Annotated in this window: 12 protein-coding genes, 1 CRISPR repeat array and 1 other annotated feature; of the genes, 3 read left to right on the forward strand and 9 right to left on the reverse strand. The window is 47.7% G+C overall.

What is annotated here, in order from left to right:
* Window positions 1–60: 60 nt before the first annotated feature.
* Window positions 61–294, reverse strand: a binding site (T-box leader).
* Between the two features lie 201 nt (window positions 295–495).
* Window positions 496–1,140, reverse strand: coding sequence for an endonuclease III domain-containing protein (locus KTH89_RS15150; protein ID WP_158346529.1), 645 nt, complete (start codon window positions 1,138–1,140; stop codon window positions 496–498).
* 474 nt (window positions 1,141–1,614) lie between these two features.
* Here KTH89_RS15150 and KTH89_RS15155 point away from each other — a divergent pair, with 474 nt between their 5' ends.
* Genes KTH89_RS15155 through KTH89_RS15165 form a run of 3 tightly spaced genes read left to right on the forward strand, consistent with a single transcriptional unit; the run spans window position 1,615 to window position 6,097 of the window.
* On the forward strand, window positions 1,615–2,598 hold the full coding sequence (locus tag KTH89_RS15155; RefSeq protein ID WP_158346464.1) for an AAA family ATPase: 984 nt from the start codon (window positions 1,615–1,617) through the stop codon (window positions 2,596–2,598).
* Window positions 2,595–3,686, forward strand: a complete 1,092-nt coding sequence (locus KTH89_RS15160) for a DUF58 domain-containing protein (RefSeq protein ID WP_158346466.1) — start codon at window positions 2,595–2,597, stop codon at window positions 3,684–3,686. Before KTH89_RS15155 ends, KTH89_RS15160 begins: the two co-directional genes overlap by 4 nt.
* Complete coding sequence (locus KTH89_RS15165; RefSeq protein WP_158346468.1) at window positions 3,686–6,097, forward strand: transglutaminase domain-containing protein; 2,412 nt, start codon at window positions 3,686–3,688, stop codon at window positions 6,095–6,097. Before KTH89_RS15160 ends, KTH89_RS15165 begins: the two co-directional genes overlap by 1 nt.
* Before the next feature lie 227 nt (window positions 6,098–6,324).
* Here KTH89_RS15165 and KTH89_RS15170 read toward each other — a convergent pair whose 3' ends face one another.
* From KTH89_RS15170 to cas3, 8 genes are all read right to left on the reverse strand, one after another.
* Window positions 6,325–7,335 (reverse strand): aldo/keto reductase, encoded by a 1,011-nt coding sequence (locus KTH89_RS15170; RefSeq protein WP_238722248.1) that lies wholly within the window; start codon window positions 7,333–7,335, stop codon window positions 6,325–6,327.
* Between the two features lie 413 nt (window positions 7,336–7,748).
* Window positions 7,749–12,141: a CRISPR direct-repeat array (repeat unit 33 nt; unit sequence ATTTCAATCCACACCGCCAGCGAAGGCGGTGAC).
* Window positions 12,142–12,313: 172 nt separating this feature from the next.
* The gene (gene cas2 / locus KTH89_RS15175) at window positions 12,314–12,604 is read right to left on the reverse strand and encodes a CRISPR-associated endonuclease Cas2 (RefSeq protein ID WP_238722249.1); all 291 of its coding nucleotides are present in this window, start codon (window positions 12,602–12,604) and stop codon (window positions 12,314–12,316) included.
* A 39-nt stretch (window positions 12,605–12,643) separates the two neighbouring features.
* Entirely contained in the window at window positions 12,644–13,675 is a 1,032-nt protein-coding gene (cas1c, locus tag KTH89_RS15180) for a type I-C CRISPR-associated endonuclease Cas1c (RefSeq protein WP_238722250.1), read from the reverse strand.
* Between the two features lie 38 nt (window positions 13,676–13,713).
* Window positions 13,714–14,394, reverse strand: a complete 681-nt coding sequence (cas4, locus tag KTH89_RS15185) for a CRISPR-associated protein Cas4 (RefSeq protein ID WP_238722269.1) — start codon at window positions 14,392–14,394, stop codon at window positions 13,714–13,716.
* Entirely contained in the window at window positions 14,394–15,284 is an 891-nt protein-coding gene (cas7c, locus tag KTH89_RS15190) for a type I-C CRISPR-associated protein Cas7/Csd2 (protein ID WP_238722251.1), read from the reverse strand. Before cas7c ends, cas4 begins: the two co-directional genes overlap by 1 nt.
* 1 nt (window position 15,285) lies before the next feature.
* Window positions 15,286–17,064, reverse strand: coding sequence for a type I-C CRISPR-associated protein Cas8c/Csd1 (cas8c, locus tag KTH89_RS15195; protein WP_238722252.1), 1,779 nt, complete (start codon window positions 17,062–17,064; stop codon window positions 15,286–15,288).
* Window positions 17,061–17,720 (reverse strand): type I-C CRISPR-associated protein Cas5c, encoded by a 660-nt coding sequence (cas5c, locus tag KTH89_RS15200; RefSeq protein ID WP_238722253.1) that lies wholly within the window; start codon window positions 17,718–17,720, stop codon window positions 17,061–17,063. Before cas5c ends, cas8c begins: the two co-directional genes overlap by 4 nt.
* Before the next feature lie 48 nt (window positions 17,721–17,768).
* A complete protein-coding gene (cas3, locus tag KTH89_RS15205) occupies window positions 17,769–19,904 on the reverse strand; it encodes a CRISPR-associated helicase Cas3' (protein WP_238722254.1) in 2,136 nt (711 codons plus the stop codon).
* Window positions 19,905–20,204 lie beyond the last annotated feature (300 nt).

Raw genomic sequence — 20,204 nt, forward strand, 5'->3', positions numbered from 1 at the left:
CGGAGGGCTTTTATTCCATAGGCGCACTTTCCTATAGAATAAAAAACGCCCCTGCATAATGCAAAGGGCGAATGTCTCGCGGTACCACCTTATCTTATATGCCGGCTATAGGGCATATATCTCAGTCTGTCTGTTAACGCGGACAAGACGGGTAAGACTTACCGCGGCAGCGCGTTTCAGTCTTCCGGTTCCAAAGCTACCTTCCGTATCCCGTTTCCCGGACAGCCTTCCAGCCCATGGACCGTCCTCTCTGACAGGCGTGTGATACGTACTCCTCTTTTTCACAACCGTTGTTTTTATATGATATTCCTTTTCTGTTTTACTCTGCCTGAATGCTGTCACCGGCGGAGTTTCAAATAAGATACGCCTATCATAATCGGATTTTAGGTTTTTGTCAAGTACGGCGTTATTCCGCTGATTTTCGGCTGATTCCCGTGATACCCCGCTAATTCCCGTGCCGGTTTTCTCCCCGCATTATGGAATCAAGGTCTTTTATCAGGAAACTCCGGCTTTGGCACAGATATCGGCCAGACAGCATTTTTCACAATGGGGCTTTGTCCGGGCCGTGCAGATATCCCTTCCATGATAAACCAGCCTGTGGCAAAAATCACTGCCCTCTTCGGCAGGAATCAGTTTCCAAAGGGCCATCTCCACTTTCTTCGGGTCCTTGACCTGATCTACCAGCCCCATCCGGTTCACCAGCCGGATACAATGGGTATCGGTCACAATCGCCGGCTTGCCAAACACATCGCCCATAATCAGGTTCGCACTTTTTCTTCCGACTCCCGGAAGCTTTAACAGCGCGTTGAAATCATCGGGCACCCTGCCGCCGTACAGGTCACGCAGCTCCCTCATACAGGCGTTAATATCCCTGGCCTTGCTATGGCCCAACCCGCAGGGCTTTACGATTTTCTCGATCTCCTCCACCCCGGCATCTGCCAACGCTTCCACGTCGGGGAATTTTTTATACAAATCCTGAACCACCACGTTCACTCTGGCATCTGTGCACTGCGCCGCCAGGCGCACACTTACCAGAAGCTTCCAGGCCTGATCCGGGGCGTACTCAAGCGTGCATCCGGCATCCGGGTATTCCTTTTTTAAACGTTCCACGATTTCCAGCGCCAATTCTTCTTTTGTCATATTAAAATCCCTATAGGCTCCTTTCCTGTCCATCCCTTTTCCGTGCGCAAATATGGTTTGCGCACTTCGTATATTGTGAATGCTTCTAGTTGATATTATAAATTGCTTTCCTTTTGATTTCAATGGCCTTGCCATTAGAAATGTGGAAATAGGCGAAATAGACAACATCGAAATAGACATGTCCCAAGTCAAAACGGACATGTCCCAGACTGATTTGGACATGTCCCAAATTAAAATGGACATGTCCCAAACCGGAATGGACATGTCCCCTTTCGTCATATTGTTAAAATTTTATCAATATTCACAAAACATTAATAAAAACTTTCTTGACCTGTAGCCAACTCCAAAGTATATGATAACTATACACAAGCATGCTATAATGTTATTAAAAGACTGCCATTACCAAAATCAAATTCTGCAAGTATAGACTAAGGAAACCGTTACACAGCAGCTCACCAGAGAGGATGAACCGTTATGCCAGTTACCAGCAGCACCGCCGTTCAGATTATGGATGAAGTAAAAAAAGCCGTCATCGGCAAGGACGACTGTATCCGCAAAGTATTATCTGCCATCCTGGCCGGAGGACATATATTAATAGAAGATATTCCGGGCGTCGGCAAGACCACCATGGCCGTAGCCTTCTCCAGAAGCATGGGTATGCTCCAGCACCGGGTTCAGTTTACCCCGGATGTCCTGCCGGCGGACATCACAGGCTTTACGATGTTTCAGAAGGAAACCGGCCTGTTCGAATACCAGCCGGGAGCCATCATGTGTAATCTGTTTCTGGCCGATGAGATCAACCGGGCGTCTCCCAAAACTCAATCCGCGTTGCTGGAGGTTATGGAGGAAGGAAAAGTCACGGTAGACCGGGTGACCCATCCGGTTCCGGATCCTTTTGTGGTCATCGCCACGGAGAATCCATTTGGCTCCGCAGGCACCCAGATGCTGCCGGAGTCCCAGCTGGACCGCTTTTTTATCTGCATCACCATGGGATATCCGGATATCAAGGATGAAATTGAGATCGTCAAAGGGACCTTTGATAAAAAGGCTTATGAGAAAATACAGCCGGTCATCAGCCCGGACATGCTGATACAAATGCAGGGTGAGGTACAGGCAGTCTTCGTGCATGATGTGCTGTACGACTATATCGGCAGGCTGGTCACTGCTACCAGGAATCATCCGCTGATCCAGACCGGCTTAAGCCCCAGAGGTACCATAGCGTTAGCTAAAATGGCAAAAGCCACCGCCTATCTGGCCGGTCGGGATTTCTGTATTCCGGCGGACGCGGCCTTCGTATTCCCGGATGTGGCTTGTCACCGTATCCACTTGAACGCCAAAGCACGTGCCGGACATATACGGACAGAAGATATCATTCGGGAAATCTTAAAAAACACCCCCTCGCCAACCCCAAAAAAGACCGGGCGTAAAGAGGCCGCTAAAAAAGAGGTATCGGAATGAGTATTCTGATCTATGTGCTTTTGCTGGCAGGAACCTTTTATCTGCAGATTATGTTCCGATGGCCCGGGGGCGTCCCGCTTCTGGCCTGCGAGCTGGTTCTCCCTGTCTTCTGCCTGCTGATGTCCTGGTATCTGCACCGCTGTGTCCGGGCAGAATGCCATACGCCTGTTGCCATGGCGGAGCGCGGTGAGGAAATACCCGTCGAGCTGCGTATCCAGAACCGCTCCCTCCTGCCGGTCCCGTATATCCGTATCGGTCTGGAATGCAGATATGGCAATTCCGATCAGGTGCAGCGATTGAAAATAGAAGCCGGCATCGATGGCAGATCTGAGCGCCGGATTGCCTATCGAATAAACCCTTCCTACTGCGGGCGGTTGGATATCCGGATTCATTCCTTCCGGATCTACGATTACCTAAAGCTCTTTTTTTTCCGCATACGCGTCGAACAGCCCTCGGAAGTTTATATTCTTCCCGCCGCGTACCCTGTAAATATTTGTGCCGGGAACAAAATACAAAACTTTCTGATGGACAGTGATGAATTTGCCAGAGACCGGCCCGGTGACGATCCTTCCGAAATATTCGATATCCGGGAATACCGGCCCGGTGACCGGCCGGAACAAATACACTGGAAATTAAGCGCCCGGGAGGATGCGCTGTATGTCAAAGAGTTTAGCCAGCCTGTGGGAGCTGCCGTTCTGATCCTTTTGGAAGGTACGGATTGGCCGACCGCACCGGAACAATGGAACAGTATGTTGGAAACAGCCGTATCCTTTTCCAAAGCTCTGCTTTCCATCTCCTGCAGCCACTATGTCGCCTGGCCGGACCGGGCCGGGCGGGAAATCGTCAGAACTCTGGTCAAAGACGAGGAAACGTTCTACGAAATGATTCGCAGACTGCTGGCTCCTGATGTTTCTTCCTTTAGCCCGAATGCTCTGTTCGAATATGAAGACGCCTATCCGAATATGAACTTCGCCAGCATACTGGTTCTGAATACGGATTTGGAACTGAAGACAAACGGTGAAGTAATCGCCGTATTTTCTCCGGCTGATTTAAAAAGTCAACTGGAAACCTTGGAGTTATATCTTTAATGCCTATGAAAATGATTACGAAAAATAGGAAGTCCGGCAATGGTCTTGAGATCCGCACCACTTTTACGGATCTTGAAGAGAGCCCCCGCCGCCGTTCCTTAATCGATTATTTCTTCTTATCCGTCATCCTGTGCCTGGGAATTCTGGGGATGGTGTTTACCACCGCCTCCTGTTTTTCCATCCCCATTTTTGTGCCGCTCACCGTATATGTCCTGGCCTTCGCAGCGTTTTTCTCCTGTCTGACCTTTTATCTTCCTAAAGCGTGGCGTTTTTGCCTGCCGGCGGGAATTTTGCTCTATCTGCTGTTTTTCCGGCTGTATGGGGATTCCATCCGGGAGGGGCTCTTTTGGACCTTCAGCTCTATACTGACCCAGGTAAATGAGTACTTCGGCAGTTCTTATACCCTGCCTCCCCTGTACAACGAGATCCAGTCTTTCTCCGGAACGGCTGCAATGTCTGCCCTATTCCTCCCGTTTTGTCCGCTGCTCTCCTGGCTCCTCTTACGGCCAAAGCGCAGTTATGGATATCTTCTGATACTGGGTGCCGGTTTTCTCTGGCCGTTCTGTATCGGGACATCCGCGGATACCGCGTCCGGAATCCTGATCTTCTTATCCGCCCTTCTCTCCATCTCTGTCCGAGGCGGCAAAAAATGGGGCCGGGCGGCAGAAACTCACATTCAGAAAAAATCCGGCCCGGTTATGCTGCTTATGATTGTCTTAAGCCTTTCCGTCGGACTGGCCTTTCTGACACCGCTGATTGAGAAGAGTCTGGAAAACCGTCTGGAACTAAAACGGACCTTCAACAGTTACCTGACCAGGATCGACCCTTTTGATCCCGGCAGCGCTTATACGGAGCGGGGAGTAGGTTCCGGAGACCTGGCCCGGATATCCAGCCTGGCAGGAACCGTGTCCAATGACCTGCGGCTGACTCTGGCTGGTGAAGCGCCTGTGCTTAATATTTATCTGGAAGGCTATATCGGTGCGGAATATACCAATCTGGGTTGGGAACCGGCCGACTCTGACAGATTCCAGGAACAATTCTCTGCTGTCCGGGCCGATAATCCGGGGGCATTTATAAGAAATATTTCCTATCCTAATTATTATATGAATGTGGAGGCGGTCAAAGAGTCTAACCGATACCAGAATCTGGATATCGAGCTTATGAACGCAGATCCGTCTTATTATTATACACCGTACGTCAGTTACTACGAGGACGATATGACCCTGTGTGCCGATTCCTATATTTATGGAAATCAGGAATCCAGTTATTCTGTGGCATACGACCCACTTTTTATAGTGAACTATATTCCGATCGGCTCAAAAATAGAGGTTGAAGGGATAAAAGATTCTGATTTAAAAAGACTGTATAATGACTATGTAAACAAAACCTATCTGCAGGTACCGGATCGCCTGCGGAAACAATTTCAGGAAGATGTGGCCCGGACTGCTTCGGAAGATCCTATCACCACGGTGCACCATGTGCTTTCCCTTCTAAAGGAACAGACTACCTATGACACGTCTCCCGGGCGGGTGCCGGTCGGCAGGGATTTTGCAGAATATTTCTTTTACCACAATAAAAAGGGCTTCTGCGTACATTACGCAACCACGGCCGTACTGATGCTGCGCATGAACGGCATTCCGGCACGCTTTGTTTCCGGCTACCGGGTATCCCCCGGTGAATTTCAGAAAAAGGATAACGGAACTTATCAGGCGGTTGTCACATCCGAGGACGCCCATGCCTGGGTGGAATTATACATCGATAATATCGGCTGGCTCATGGCAGAAGCTACCCCGGGATTTGATCGGGTTGATTTCGGAGACGGGACGCCTTTTGCCGGCCCTGAAAATCAGGATTCCGAGGACAATGGGGCCACGCCAACACCTACCCCTTCGGCCACGCCTGTTCCCTCCGCCGCTTCTGACACCGGTGCTACTGCGGACGGTTCGGAAGACGGTTCGGATTTTGCAAACGGGACTTCCCGTTTATTTACAATACTCTTCCCCTACATCGGCTGGATCATTACGGGCATCCTAGCGCTTTCCGCCATAGCATTGGGGATCATTAAGTCGCTGCGGGCATACCACCGGTTTGGTAATCACACAAATGAGATCAATGAACGGATTCGGCAAACTTATCTGAGTATCAGCCGTTTGCTTACGCTGGATGGACTGCCGGAGAAACCGGAGTATCCCAATGAAGAATGGGCGCGAATCCTGACCGGCAAATATCCGGATCTGCCCGCGGGCATGTTTGGGGAAATATTGGAAGATACCCGGAAAGCCTGTTACGCAGAGAAACAGCTGCCTGAATTTTCATTGGAATTCATGATACAAAAATATGAGATGCTGCGCCGCAGCTTATATGCAAAACGTTCCCGGATTGCAAAGATTTGGCTGTGGATCAGAGAGTAGTTCAGACATCCTTACCGCACCAGCCCATCGAAACCATTCCTTTGACGGAGCACTCCTATTCTGAACGTATTACTTTCCAATACCATAATTAAAATTAAGAAAACTCCGTTACGTTAAAACAGGAGCAGGCTGGAACGAGTGTAGCCCCCATCCGGGGACCGCTCTTATTCCGGCCTGCTCCTATCCTTCCATTCTCAGGAATATCCCTTACCGCTCAATTCATACTTCTAAACGCCCATCCCGCGGCTGATCTGATCGATTTTTCTGATTTCCTCATCCGTAAACGTATGATTCATAATGCCGGCCGCATTTTCTTTAATTTGCTCGGGAGAAGAAGCCCCGATCAACGCGCTGCAGATTTTGCTGTCCTTCACCGTCCAGGCCAACGCCATCTGTGCCAGCGACTGTCCCCGCTCTTTGGCGATCTCATTCAAAGCCCCGATCTGACATAAGCGCTCCTTCGTCAAGCTGTCGGCTTTCAAAAACCGGGGATCTTTGGCAATCCTGCTGTCCGACGGTATCCCATGCAGATATTTGTCCGTAAGCAGCCCCTGCGCCAGAGGGCTGAATACGATCACACCAATCCCATTTTCATAAGCGAACTCTTTCACCCCATCCTCTTCGATGGTTCTGTCAAATATGGAATACCTTCTCTGATTGATAATAAACGGACATTTCAACTCCCTTAACATGTGAATTGCTTTTTCCGTGTATTCTTTATCATAGTTGGATACTCCGATATAGAGTGCTTTTCCGCTCTTAACAATGCCGTTTAAAGCCTCCATGGTCTCTTCCAGCGGCGTCTCCTTGTCCATACGGTGATGATAGAATATATCCACATAATCACACCCCATACGCCGCAGGCTCTGATCCAGACCGGCGACCAGATGCTTTTTGCTCCCCCAGTTTCCGTAAGGGCCGTCCCACATTTCATAGCCCGCCTTCGTGCTGATAATCAGTTCGTCGCGGTATGGTTTCAGATCCTTTGCCAGAATACGGCCAAAATTCTCCTCCGCGCTTCCCGGATATGGCCCGTAGTTATCGGCCAGATCAAAATGGGTGATCCCCTCATCAAACGCCGTAAAACACATCTTTCTCATATTGTCAAAATCGTTATGCACACCAAAGTTATGCCAGAAGCCCAGGGAAATAACCGGCAGCTTAATTCCGCTTTTCCCGCACCGGTTATATTCCATTTTCTCATAGCGCTTCTCATCCGCTGTATATATTTGTTCCATAAACCCACTCTCCTTTTCATTTCTTCTAGTTTTAATCCAGGGGGCCCTTCCGGTATGATACCTTTATTGGTATGAATCGCTCTTTACTGGTATGATACACCCTTATCGTTATTATACACGCTGTTGGAATTTAGAAACAGTATTAAATAAACAAATTTTCCTTTCACCGCTCCAAAAATACCGGACTGCTTAAAATGCCCATTGGTTTCAGCAGGTATTCATAGTACCATTCTTCTTTCCCTGTCCGATAGGAATACGACCCATACCACTCATAATTCGGGTTTGTATTGTGTACTGCGCCAAACCCATTATATTGTGATGGGGAAGACGGGAGAGGAAATAGAATTAATTATCTGACACTCCCAGTATAGGCACTGACTTTTTTATGTGATAAAAGGTGAACTTGAACGATTATTTCAATCCACACCGCCAGCGAAGGCGGTGACTTCCGATCCGTCCGGCTGGCTGTACAGCCGAAAATTTCAATCCACACCGCCAGCGAAGGCGGTGACTAATTCTGTGTACACCGCCAGTCCATCCGACGGATTTCAATCCACACCGCCAGCGAAGGCGGTGACCTGCAACAACGTGTTTTTTAATCTATCGGGTATCGATTTCAATCCACACCGCCAGCGAAGGCGGTGACTTGTGTCAGATCCAGTGATCCGTCTGCTCCGGATTTCAATCCACACCGCCAGCGAAGGCGGTGACTATGTATGCCCCGGCATATCCGCCTCTGGCTACTGATTTCAATCCACACCGCCAGCGAAGGCGGTGACGATTTAGCACTACAGGGATTGCTGGGCCTTATACATTTCAATCCACACCGCCAGCGAAGGCGGTGACGGAAGAGTTGTAATCTCCTCCATATTCACACGCACATTTCAATCCACACCGCCAGCAAAGGCGGTGACTGGTCAGCGGTGACCCGATCAATACGTTGTTTGATTTCAATCCACACCGCCAGCAAAGGCGGTGACCAGGATAATTTCGTATGCCTCCTCTGTGTCGCTGATTTCAATCCACACCGCCAGCAAAGGCGGTGACACAGCGCAACAATATCTCTTCGTTCTTCCTGGGGGATTTCAATCCACACCGCCAGCAAAGGCGGTGACTTACTCTGAATTCCATCGTAAATCCAGTAGACATATTTCAATCCACACCGCCAGCAAAGGCGGTGACGTCAGGGGGCGGGTGTTTCAACTCGCATCGTCTTATTTCAATCCACACCGCCAGCAAAGGCGGTGACATATGGAAGCAGAAACAGGACGTAGAGCTGCTGATTTCAATCCACACCGCCAGCGAAGGCGGTGACGATGATTGTAGTACAAAGTTGAGCCAATGGCTTAAATTTCAATCCACACCGCCAGCGAAGGCGGTGACCGATACAATCTGGGTTAAGCAGAAGCGGAATATTATTTCAATCCACACCGCCAGCGAAGGCGGTGACAAAATTTGAAGGTTATAGTGACGATATTTTTGGAATTTCAATCCACACCGCCAGCGAAGGCGGTGACTCTTACCGGCACCTGCTGCTGTTTGATATTTTTCTTATTTCAATCCACACCGCCAGCGAAGGCGGTGACAGAATTACTCAGACAAACATGAATTTGTCTGAAAATTTCAATCCACACCGCCAGCGAAGGCGGTGACCTGAAAGGGGATGGGTATGAATGCGATTATTATAAATTTCAATCCACACCGCCAGCGAAGGCGGTGACGTTTAAAAATTCGTAGCATTCTTCGGGACTAAAGATTTCAATCCACACCGCCAGCGAAGGCGGTGACCCTTTGTTCACAATATTCTAAACACTCCTCATAAATTTCAATCCACACCGCCAGCGAAGGCGGTGACTGCATCCACATACTGCGTAAATGGCGAAGTAGGGAATTTCAATCCACACCGCCAGCGAAGGCGGTGACGACAAAAATCTTCTTCTTATTTGTGCCGGATGCGATTTCAATCCACACCGCCAGCGAAGGCGGTGACGCGTAGCACAAAAGCGCGCTGTCGGGGCTGCAAATATTTCAATCCACACCGCCAGCGAAGGCGGTGACATTATCGAAAAACATATTAAGCTATTCGAATATATTTCAATCCACACCGCCAGCGAAGGCGGTGACTGCACCCGCAACGGCTGGATCGGCAGCAATTTCTTATTTCAATCCACACCGCCAGCGAAGGCGGTGACGTTTCTGCAGCTGCGTATAGGTAGCGGAATGCATATTTCAATCCACACCGCCAGCGAAGGCGGTGACACTCTCAGCGGCGGGAATCCGAAGTATGATGCATATTTCAATCCACACCGCCAGCGAAGGCGGTGACCAATGCCGTTGGAATCATATATTGAGTTATACCGGATTTCAATCCACACCGCCAGCGAAGGCGGTGACTCTGGAAAATCTCTGGCGGATATGTTCGGATCTGCGATTTCAATCCACACCGCCAGCGAAGGCGGTGACGTTATGTATTGATTCGACAACGTCATTTCGCAACCATTTCAATCCACACCGCCAGCGAAGGCGGTGACCTCCTTCCCCCCCGCCGGCAGCTTACCGGCGGGATATTTCAATCCACACCGCCAGCGAAGGCGGTGACGGAAATGATAAGCGCTTCCCGGCTATGACCAATGATTTCAATCCACACCGCCAGCGAAGGCGGTGACCGAGATGTATTTGGAGATAGCCACCGTTGACATATTTCAATCCACACCGCCAGCGAAGGCGGTGACTTCAAACATCTGCTCTGTGCATTTGATCATGGCGTATTTCAATCCACACCGCCAGCGAAGGCGGTGACGCAAGCCGAATGTAAATAAGGCGGCTCCTGCAAATTTCAATCCACACCGCCAGCGAAGGCGGTGACAGCAATGTTGTTCCGCACAAAATGCAGGAAAGGAATTTCAATCCACACCGCCAGCGAAGGCGGTGACGGGGTATCATAAAAGGATAGGAGGGTGTCTGATGATTTCAATCCACACCGCCAGCGAAGGCGGTGACTTTGATTCGACACCGGAATTAGCTTGCTTTTCCGATTTCAATCCACACCGCCAGCGAAGGCGGTGACGATATATCGATCGATCTGCTGGGCAGTAATACCTATTTCAATCCACACCGCCAGCGAAGGCGGTGACTCGGCCACCTCTTTAACAGACCCGAAACTGACGATTTCAATCCACACCGCCAGCGAAGGCGGTGACAAGGATGATGATAATGGGGTTCTGCGCGGGTTGTATTTCAATCCACACCGCCAGCGAAGGCGGTGACGCCCGTGGCCCATACTGGCAGGTTGAGCCAACAATTTCAATCCACACCGCCAGCGAAGGCGGTGACCCTTCATCTCTTTAGACATGTTTGGCATTTCGTAATTTCAATCCACACCGCCAGCGAAGGCGGTGACATCCGGCAGCCACAGCACCGTCGTAATACTCAACATTTCAATCCACACCGCCAGCGAAGGCGGTGACGCTTTTGAAGAGCCTATAAATGATATTACTCCTATTTCAATCCACACCGCCAGCGAAGGCGGTGACCAACCGATAAATATCTCCTTCTGGAATAACTTTATTTCAATCCACACCGCCAGCGAAGGCGGTGACTCTTCAAGCGGCTCCTACGGTAGCAGAGGGAGGATTTCAATCCACACCGCCAGCGAAGGCGGTGACAAGAGAATCGGCTTACGGGTACTGTTCGCATTGAATTTCAATCCACACCGCCAGCGAAGGCGGTGACTTCCATTCCAGCTAATCAGCGTCAGCTCCTTGTATTTCAATCCACACCGCCAGCGAAGGCGGTGACATTTTTAATGCGCCAGTATCGAAAGCAGCATTCGGATTTCAATCCACACCGCCAGCGAAGGCGGTGACTCCGATCGCCGTTTATTGTCGATGTCAGTAAGCATTTCAATCCACACCGCCAGCGAAGGCGGTGACGATTACATACACCCTTGATTTCAGCGGCTTTATATTTCAATCCACACCGCCAGCGAAGGCGGTGACCATCGGCTTCCTTTCGAAAAAATGGAGAAGAAAATTTCAATCCACACCGCCAGCGAAGGCGGTGACCAGGATCGGTTAATTCTCGATCGCTGAAGGCCTATTTCAATCCACACCGCCAGCGAAGGCGGTGACTTCCTCCGCTTCCGCCCACTCGTGCGTTTGCATTCATTTCAATCCACACCGCCAGCGAAGGCGGTGACATTAACTAATTCAGTCAGAACAGAATCCAATTTAGATTTCAATCCACACCGCCAGCGAAGGCGGTGACGATTCCGCAGTTTATATGGACTCTCATTTCCACCTGGATTTCAATCCACACCGCCAGCGAAGGCGGTGACAATTAAATCCACTACTTTGCCGGCGCGGACCCTGATTTCAATCCACACCGCCAGCGAAGGCGGTGACCGGTCTATACGCGCAGCAAAAAAAACTTATCCCAAATTTCAATCCACACCGCCAGCGAAGGCGGTGACTCCTGATCCACCACTTGCTTCAGTGATTTAGTAGATTTCAATCCACACCGCCAGCGAAGGCGGTGACTGCTGAGGCCTCGTAAATCTTTCCGTGCGTCCGATTTCAATCCACACCGCCAGCGAAGGCGGTGACAACCATTCCCCACCCACCGGACCTTGTTTTCCGATTTCAATCCACACCGCCAGCGAAGGCGGTGACGGATACGATCAAGATTATGTCCGCAACCATTTTAAATTTCAATCCACACCGCCAGCGAAGGCGGTGACGCAGATGCGGATCATACCGGCCTTTGTGGCAGACGATTTCAATCCACACCGCCAGCGAAGGCGGTGACAGCAAAAATGCACAAATATTCCACATAAAATCTTCACAACTTCAACCTATTTTTCCAAACTCAAACAATAAACTCCAATAAATTATTACAAATCAACTCAATCAGCCAAGCTTTTGTGCACTTTTTCAGGTGCGAACCCCCTGGGGTTTTTATGTTCACTTAGGGTTCGCACTCAGAAAATCAAAGGCTCTTCCGCTTTTATTCCTCTGCTGATCCCAATATGTTCTACTTTTGTTTTATACTTATTTCCTAGATCATAAAATCGCAGGCTATCTACATTCTCATCAATAATATCTTTCAATATTGCTTTCAGCTTTACAAACTGTGCGTTATCAAGGATACACTCAAATACAGAATTTTGTACTCGGGTTCCATAATTCACACATTGCTTTGCAACTCTTCGTAATCTTGCCCTTCCAGCCGACGTCTCGGTATTCACATCATAGGTTATCAAAATCAGCATATAAACCTCCTGCCTTCGATTGAACCTTGTACAAAACTATCACTTCCAGAAAAAGGGAGGATATCCTTCCAAATCTCCCCGCAGATACCTCGCCAGAAGCATTGCCTGTACATAGGGTACCATACCCCATTCAACTTTATCTTCCAAATAAGGATGCGTGATTACTTCCTTCTTTTTGTTCTGCCACTCTGTAAGAAGTTTTTTACGTGCCTGATCCTTTATGAGAATAGCTCCATCTTCTTTCGTTGTAAAATCGCTGCCTGTAATCATCTTTCGGTTAATCAGGGATAGTACAAACCGATCCGCCATAACCGGGCGAAGCTCCTCTATAAGATCCAAAGATAGAGAAACCCTGCCCGGACGATCCGTATGCATGAAACCCACATACGGATCCAGTCCAACTGTTTCCAGTGCAGAAGTTGTCATATTAGTCAGCAAAGTATACACAAACGATAACAGAGCATTTACTTTATCCAAAGGCGGGCGTCTATTCCTTCCTGAAAATATAAATTCTTTTTTCTGTTGTAGAATCATCTGATCAAATACACCAAAATAAACACTGGCTGCCTCGCCCTCATATCCTCGCAATTGCTCCATTTCCTTACAACTACGAACATAGTTCAAAGAATTCTGTAATGTCTCTGAAGACTTTTTTACTCTGTCTGCATCCATTTGAAGACTATGATCCCTCACCGCGCGCTCCAGCACCCAACGAGAGTTAAATATTTTACCCGTTATACAATTCTTGGCAACCTCCAGACATATTTCTGGAATATTTGATACCTCATACTGTTTCTTACGCAGTACTACATTTCCCCGAACATTTCCGCTGACTCTTGCAAGGAACTTTCCTTGTGGGTTTAGAAAACAAAGAGAAATATTCCTTTCCGCACATCCTCCCATCAATGCCGGGCTGATTCCCCGGTATCCAAAAGATACGATAGCCTCGAGATTATGTAAGGGGACACGTCCCTGTTCTGTATTCTTATCCAGAACAACAACATTTTCTCCATCTAAAGATAGATAACTGTCCGAAGACGTCACGTACAAGGTATTCAATAATTTCTTCATGGAATCTCCATTCCGCCGCCGGCGCCTGCGGCTTATACTCACAGCTCAAATCTATTTCCGCCTTCTTCTGAAACAGCTCTGTTGATATACTCATTTACAGACTTTGCTTTTCCCAATCTAGGCAGACAAATATCTTTTAGCGAGCATGCGTTGCAGCTTTTAGACCATTTGACTTTGGGAGTGTAATTCCGATGAAACATCTCATGCATTTCATTAAATGCTTCTTTCACCTGCTGTCTCAGATCTGTAGTGAATACAATCCTCTCTCTACGCCTGATTTCCCCGTAATATAGAGCACCCTCTTCGATCTTTGCAGAAAACATTTCTTCCAGACACATTGCTTGGGCTGTCAACTGTAAAATATCAATGGCCGAGTCTTTCGGACTGCCTTTTTTATATTCTACCGGATATACGGTGTAATAATCATTGTGCCCATACAGGTAAATTCCTTCTTCTGCTTTGTGAAACTCAACGATATCACACACACCGCTAACTCCCATGATACGCGAATGAACCGGAAGTCCTCTGCTGACGATCATATCCCCTCTTTTTTCGGGATAAAAAGAATCGTGGGCCCTTTTATGAAGAAGCTCTCCTTCTACCGTGCGTTCATTTTCCTGCCACTGCTGCTCCACATGAATCAGGGCCCACTGTCTTCTGCAAAAAGCAAAGTGCTGTATCCCGGAAAGCATCAGGTAATCCTCTTCCTTATATTCCATCATATTTTCCTGCTGACTTCAACCGTCGAAGGTATCTGATCTTCATGAATTATAACAGAGTAATCTTTGTATTGTCTCGGATAAAGTACATCCTCATTCTTTCTAACCTCCACAGCATCAAACAACCGGTATGCCGGACAATCGCCAAGTTCCTTACTATGTTTAAAAACAATTAATTCCCGCACCGCCATTTTTCCTCTGGCTGCAGAATGATCGATCTCAAACATATTAATGATTGCTTCCCACAATAATTCCAGATCATCTTCTGAAAATCCTGTCACCTTCCGGGCAAGGTTTGCTGATATATAGCCCTCTACCCGATATAACCCATAAGGCACTATATTTTTTCTTCCCATCTCCGTGCTCTTATTTTCCGCATCCTTTTCCGTCGTAATGGCGACCCTGGTAATCGTAACTTCCTGGCTGACAATCGGATCTATACTCCTTGCGAAGCCTAGCTGCACCGGTCCCCGAACTTGTCCACAGTTTAATGCAGCTTTTACAAAAGTAGTCATGACCGCTCCAAAAGTCCTGATATCAAAAAAATTCCGGCACATAAAATCTCTTATTTTTCTGTCCACATCCGGATCCTTTTTCTTAAGCTCCTTCACATCTTTGTCGTTCGTCTGTAAATATTCATAAGCAGTATTATCGCTGCGGTTTAAAGGGACATCCTCTTTTATATAAATTTTATATCCCTTCTCATCCTCTTTTACTGTCTCCACGTAATTACGGATTTTTCTCTTAAGGCATACATCCGTAACAATACCATAGCCGCTTTCCGGGTCGATTCTGGGAAGATTTCCTGCATCCGGATCTCCGTTGGGGTTCCCATTTTCCACATCAAATAGTACTACGAATTCATATCTGTTCTTAATAACCTCCGCCATCTTACGCTTCCTCCTTTATCTTTTTCTCATAACGTTTCTGTGTCTGATGATAATATCCCAGGATAAACATTCCCTGCTCCTCCAGCGATAGCCGCTTCGGACAGGCTGTTTGCTGTCCATCCTCCACCTGCAGTTTATCTTCCAGTCCCCCCAGCAGCTTCTCATAGTACACTTTATGTTTCACATCTTTCATTTTTCGAATATGGCTATTCTTTAATTTCAATAAAATCGGAAAAATAACTGCCGGAGTAGCACAAGCAGCATTAAAGTACCGATCTTTAATCGTCGCATTGATCCCAGGATTCGCCTCCTCCTGGATCGCTTCCAATACGGCGAATTCACGCCCCAGGATATATGCAGTGTTCGTACACTCTTCATTCAGAGCCATCGTGATCTCCTCCTTTGTCTGATTTCCATTTCTAATCAGAAATGCTTTGATAATCGCAGCCCTTCCCCGGGTAATCTTATAGATACGGGCATCTTTGTCATCCTGCTCTGCCCGGATTCGCCCCATAACCGACTGATACAGCGCATTCGGATACCTCGCGCCGGATATTATAGCCCGATATACGGCCGCCGCCACATTTGGTACGGGTTTCTTATCGCGGGATTTTTTATTCACCGTTTCCTGCAGCATACGCCAAATCCCCATATACTCGATCCCGTCCGTCGCCGGCCTTACGATTTTCATTCTGTCATAATGTGCTTTGATATTTCGAAGAATATTTCCAAAAGAGTCCTGATAAAAGAACCGCACCGCAATTCTGGCCGCATTGGGAGCCAAACCCAAAATGTAAAAGTTTTGGTCGGAAGAAAGTTTTTCTTCCACATCAGGCACATCGATTCCTTTGCCGGACGCCAGATTCTTAAACACACCGTCTACGATCTCCTGATTCTCAAGGGTCGGCTCAGAAACGGCTGCAAATACATTTTGATATATTACGTCTCCATCTTCAGACCAATAGACAATCGTGGTATCCCCAATCGTAGTCGTATGTTCCCGGTCAGCCAGCAGATGATTCAGAGCCGTTGTATACGCATACACAGCATAATGACCGACCGGAGCGTTGAAGCTCTGTTCCTTTCCATAGGACTCAAAGGCTGGGGCGTTAAACGAAACCAACAGCGCCCCCATGGGCTGGGCATCCCGTACCCCCTTAATTGTTCCATGTATTCTGGCAATCCCGCCTCTGCGGCCGGTTACCAGACAGATACCTGTAACCTCATCCTGGCGGCTGTTACAGTAATCGTCCCACGCCTTAACGATTCCGTTCACCTCATGGACAAACTGGCTTCCCACGTTAAATATCAGATTGGCCCCTCCTTGAATTTCTTCTAGGTATTCCGCCAGTGCTGGATGCGAGGCAGCTTCTTCCGGGTTCCACTTTTCAAAAAAGCGTATAACAGCTCTGGCTGGTATACTGTCTAAGCCTCGCAATATCTCCATATGCTTCTCGCGGGCGCATTTAAAACACTCCACAGACCTTTTCGGCTTGCCTTTGTTATCGATTCCTAATAAATAACTTGAATTGTCACACAGGAAATTAGCCACCACTCCGGAGGCACGAGATACCATTTGCGGAACCGTCTTTTTCTGCGGAACCTCAACTGTCTTTTTTCCTCTTACTTCCGGATGTTTTAGTGGGATCACCCGAAGCAATTCCCCATCCTCCGACAAATCCAATGCGAAAGATACCTTTGCTGTGCACCACCCCTGCCGGGTAATCTCATTCCTTTCGGACAAGGTTTCGTAATATTGCACCAAAGACTGCAGGATCATCGTACCACCTCGCAATCCCGGACATCCAAAATTCCATCTTTTAACACCGCCCGAAAAAACATCGGCTGGATATTCTCCGGATCCGAATAGTCAAAATCATAGAGCATATACCCCAGATCTTTTTCCTCGCCTGCATATTCCGTACAGACAACATCCTCCTCGAACAATTCAAAATTTGCCGGGAATTCACGGCAACCAAAATAAGGCGTATGATAACACTCTCCTTTTCGGATTCTCCGCGTGATAATATCCTTGAATTTACCAGGATTATCACTCCCGCTGACTTGGTCTGTCATGTCAAAGTGAGCTTCAATCACATATTCCACATCTTTCAAAAGGATGGCCGCCCGTTGGACAATCTCATTTTTACTACTGATATACAGCAGCTTGTCCGCACCATTCATTACCTGGAGAGCACTGCTGCCCAATGCTTTACTTTTCACTTCATTTCTGCGTACACTGGTGAATTGGATCGGTTTCATGACATAAACCCGATCTATAACCCATCGAAGTCCCGGATGCCAATAGACCGCTTCCAATAACCCTCTAGCCGCGGATGGCGTAATTATATCGTAACTACAGCGTTCCACCTTCATCTCCGGCCGTGAGAACAGTGCATAATCCCCCCATACTCTTACACGTATTCCAAAGCTCATCTCTTCCCTCCTCTCAAATATTTTACCAGACTAATTTGTCTCTTCATTTTAAAAAATAACCGCCTCCCCCCTGCTTACATTCATAACCAGCCCCCGGTCTTCCGTATACATCCCCGTATCCCGTAGCAAATAAAACTCCAGACCGATCGGTTCCAACAGGCCCGCTCCGTTCATCGCTTCGAAATCCTTCTCATATACACTGACACAATATTGTCCGGCCTCACGTACCAGCCTGCGGGAATGTCCGCCAAACCGAATCTCATCCGCTATAGTTACCGCCTCCGGTTCCCGGGCGATCAGAATTGTCTTCGTATCGTTTTCAATTAACCGGAACTGGGCAGACACTTTGGCAAATGGAAATAAATACGATCTGGAGCCATGTTCCATCTGACCAATAATATCCTTTGCATCCAATCCCTCACCTTTATAATGGTATAACCGCTCAAAATACTCCCTTATAGCATCCAGTGATAGCAGATCCTCATACCTTTCACAGATCTGCTCCGCAACAGAAATGGGCAGCTTTAACGCCTGGGGGATATGTATATCTTCTTTCTCCATGGTAAATACATTCGTCTCGCAGGCATCCCTTTTACGCCGCCCCTCACGATTACACCGGCCGGCAGCCTGTACGACAGAATCTATTCCTGCAAGTTCCCGATAAACACATGGAAAATCAAAATCCACTCCCGCCTCTACAAGGCTGGTGGCAATCAAACGGCATGACAGCCCCTTTTGCAACCGCTCTTTAATAATCTTAAGCAGCCTTTTTCTGTGAGCCGGATACATCCAGGTCGATAAATGATACGTTCCCTCACCCTTTAAAGCCTCATACACCCTTTGGACTCGTTTGCGGCTATTCAGAATACATAAAACCTGCTCCTGCCCGCACAGACAGGATACCAGCTGTTCTTGTGATATAAGGCCTAACCGGCGCATAGTGGTCCTTTTAAAAAACTCTGCTTGTCCTTCTACGTCAGGGCAGATCTCCGAAGCTTTCATCTGTTCCGGGAAGAATGACAGCAAAGAGGGCTGGGTAGCCGTGCAGAGCACCGCCGTACTGTGATAATTGTACACCAATTCACTGATTGCCTGGATGCATGGCTTCAGATATGGCACCGGCAGCATCTGGGCCTCATCAAAAATAATGACACTGTTTGCTATATTGTGGAGTTTTCTGCATTTTGAAGTTTTATTAGAGAACAGGGATTCAAAAAACTGGACGTTGGTTGTAACGATTACTCTGGAATCCCAATTTTCTGCTGACAGCTGTCCCATCTCTAACTCTTCCGCATTGTCATAAACCACATTACAGTGATCTTCCAGGACATTTTCCCTTCCCAGGATGTCTTTAAATACCTGGGCGTTTTGTTCAATGATACTGGTATAAGGAATTACATAGATAATTCGGTCCAAGCCATGTACAACCGCATGTTTCAGAGCGAAAGCCAGGGAAGAAACCGTCTTTCCGCCTCCGGTAGGCACCGTCAGCTGATATAGACCCTGTTGATCTTCACCTCTTTTTATACACGCTTTTAAGATGTGAGTTCTTCTGCCATTAACTGTATTCCTATCACTATTTTTAAGCCACGGATCAATGTGTTTCATAAGTCTTTCGTACAAGACCTGAACCGAATCATATCCGCCTCTAACTATTGCTCCATCGGACATGAAAGCCTCTGTATCCAGATAATCCGCATCCACTAAGCAGGAAAATAATATTCGGATAAAAAAAGACAGGCTATAACCACCTTCTCCTAACTGTCTAAGTGGCAGAGCTAAAAAATGCTGCTCTGTAATTTCTGCTCGGAAAGCCTGGTAGTCCTCCACCTGTTTTTTCATCCTGCCGCTGAGAGTGGCCTCTCCTCCTGAATCTGCAGCAGTTCCCCCATCCAAAAGTCCCGAATGATGACCAGAGATACAATAGGCGGCAACAATGTTTTTCCTAAAAAGCTCCTGTGCTCCTGCCGTGGCATGATCTGTCCGTGCCCCTCCATAAAGTCTTTTTTGAAATCGGTCCGAATATTTTCCTATATCATGATACCAGCCACAGCCTGCGCCCCAGGTCTCACATCCGAATACGGCTGCAAATTCTCCTGCTAATTTTGCCGTCCCGCTCAAATGCTCCCGGATTGTCTGCTTCCTTAGTCCATCTTCACTGATATGAGCCAGATATATACTCATCACCCCGTTTCCACTTCTAAGGTAGCGTTTTCTATTTGCAAAACGCACAATTTTTTGTGATATTTTTGCCTAATTACTGGTAATTTATAACATATTTATTGTATTCTATTTAATCCCATATGTCAATTATACTAATTATTCTCTTCATTTTTTATTTAATATTGTATTCTTGGACAAAGTTGTTTCTACCCTTTCAAATACTGTGTAGTCACGGCAGCAGACTCAAAAGAAAAAGAGGGCTCCCGCCCCCCGAATTACCGAGACGCTAAGCCCTCTTCCTATTTCAACTACATCCTACAA

It is taken from the genome of Diplocloster agilis (assembly GCF_019042275.1).
Lineage (GTDB): Bacteria > Bacillota > Clostridia > Lachnospirales > Lachnospiraceae > Diplocloster > Diplocloster agilis.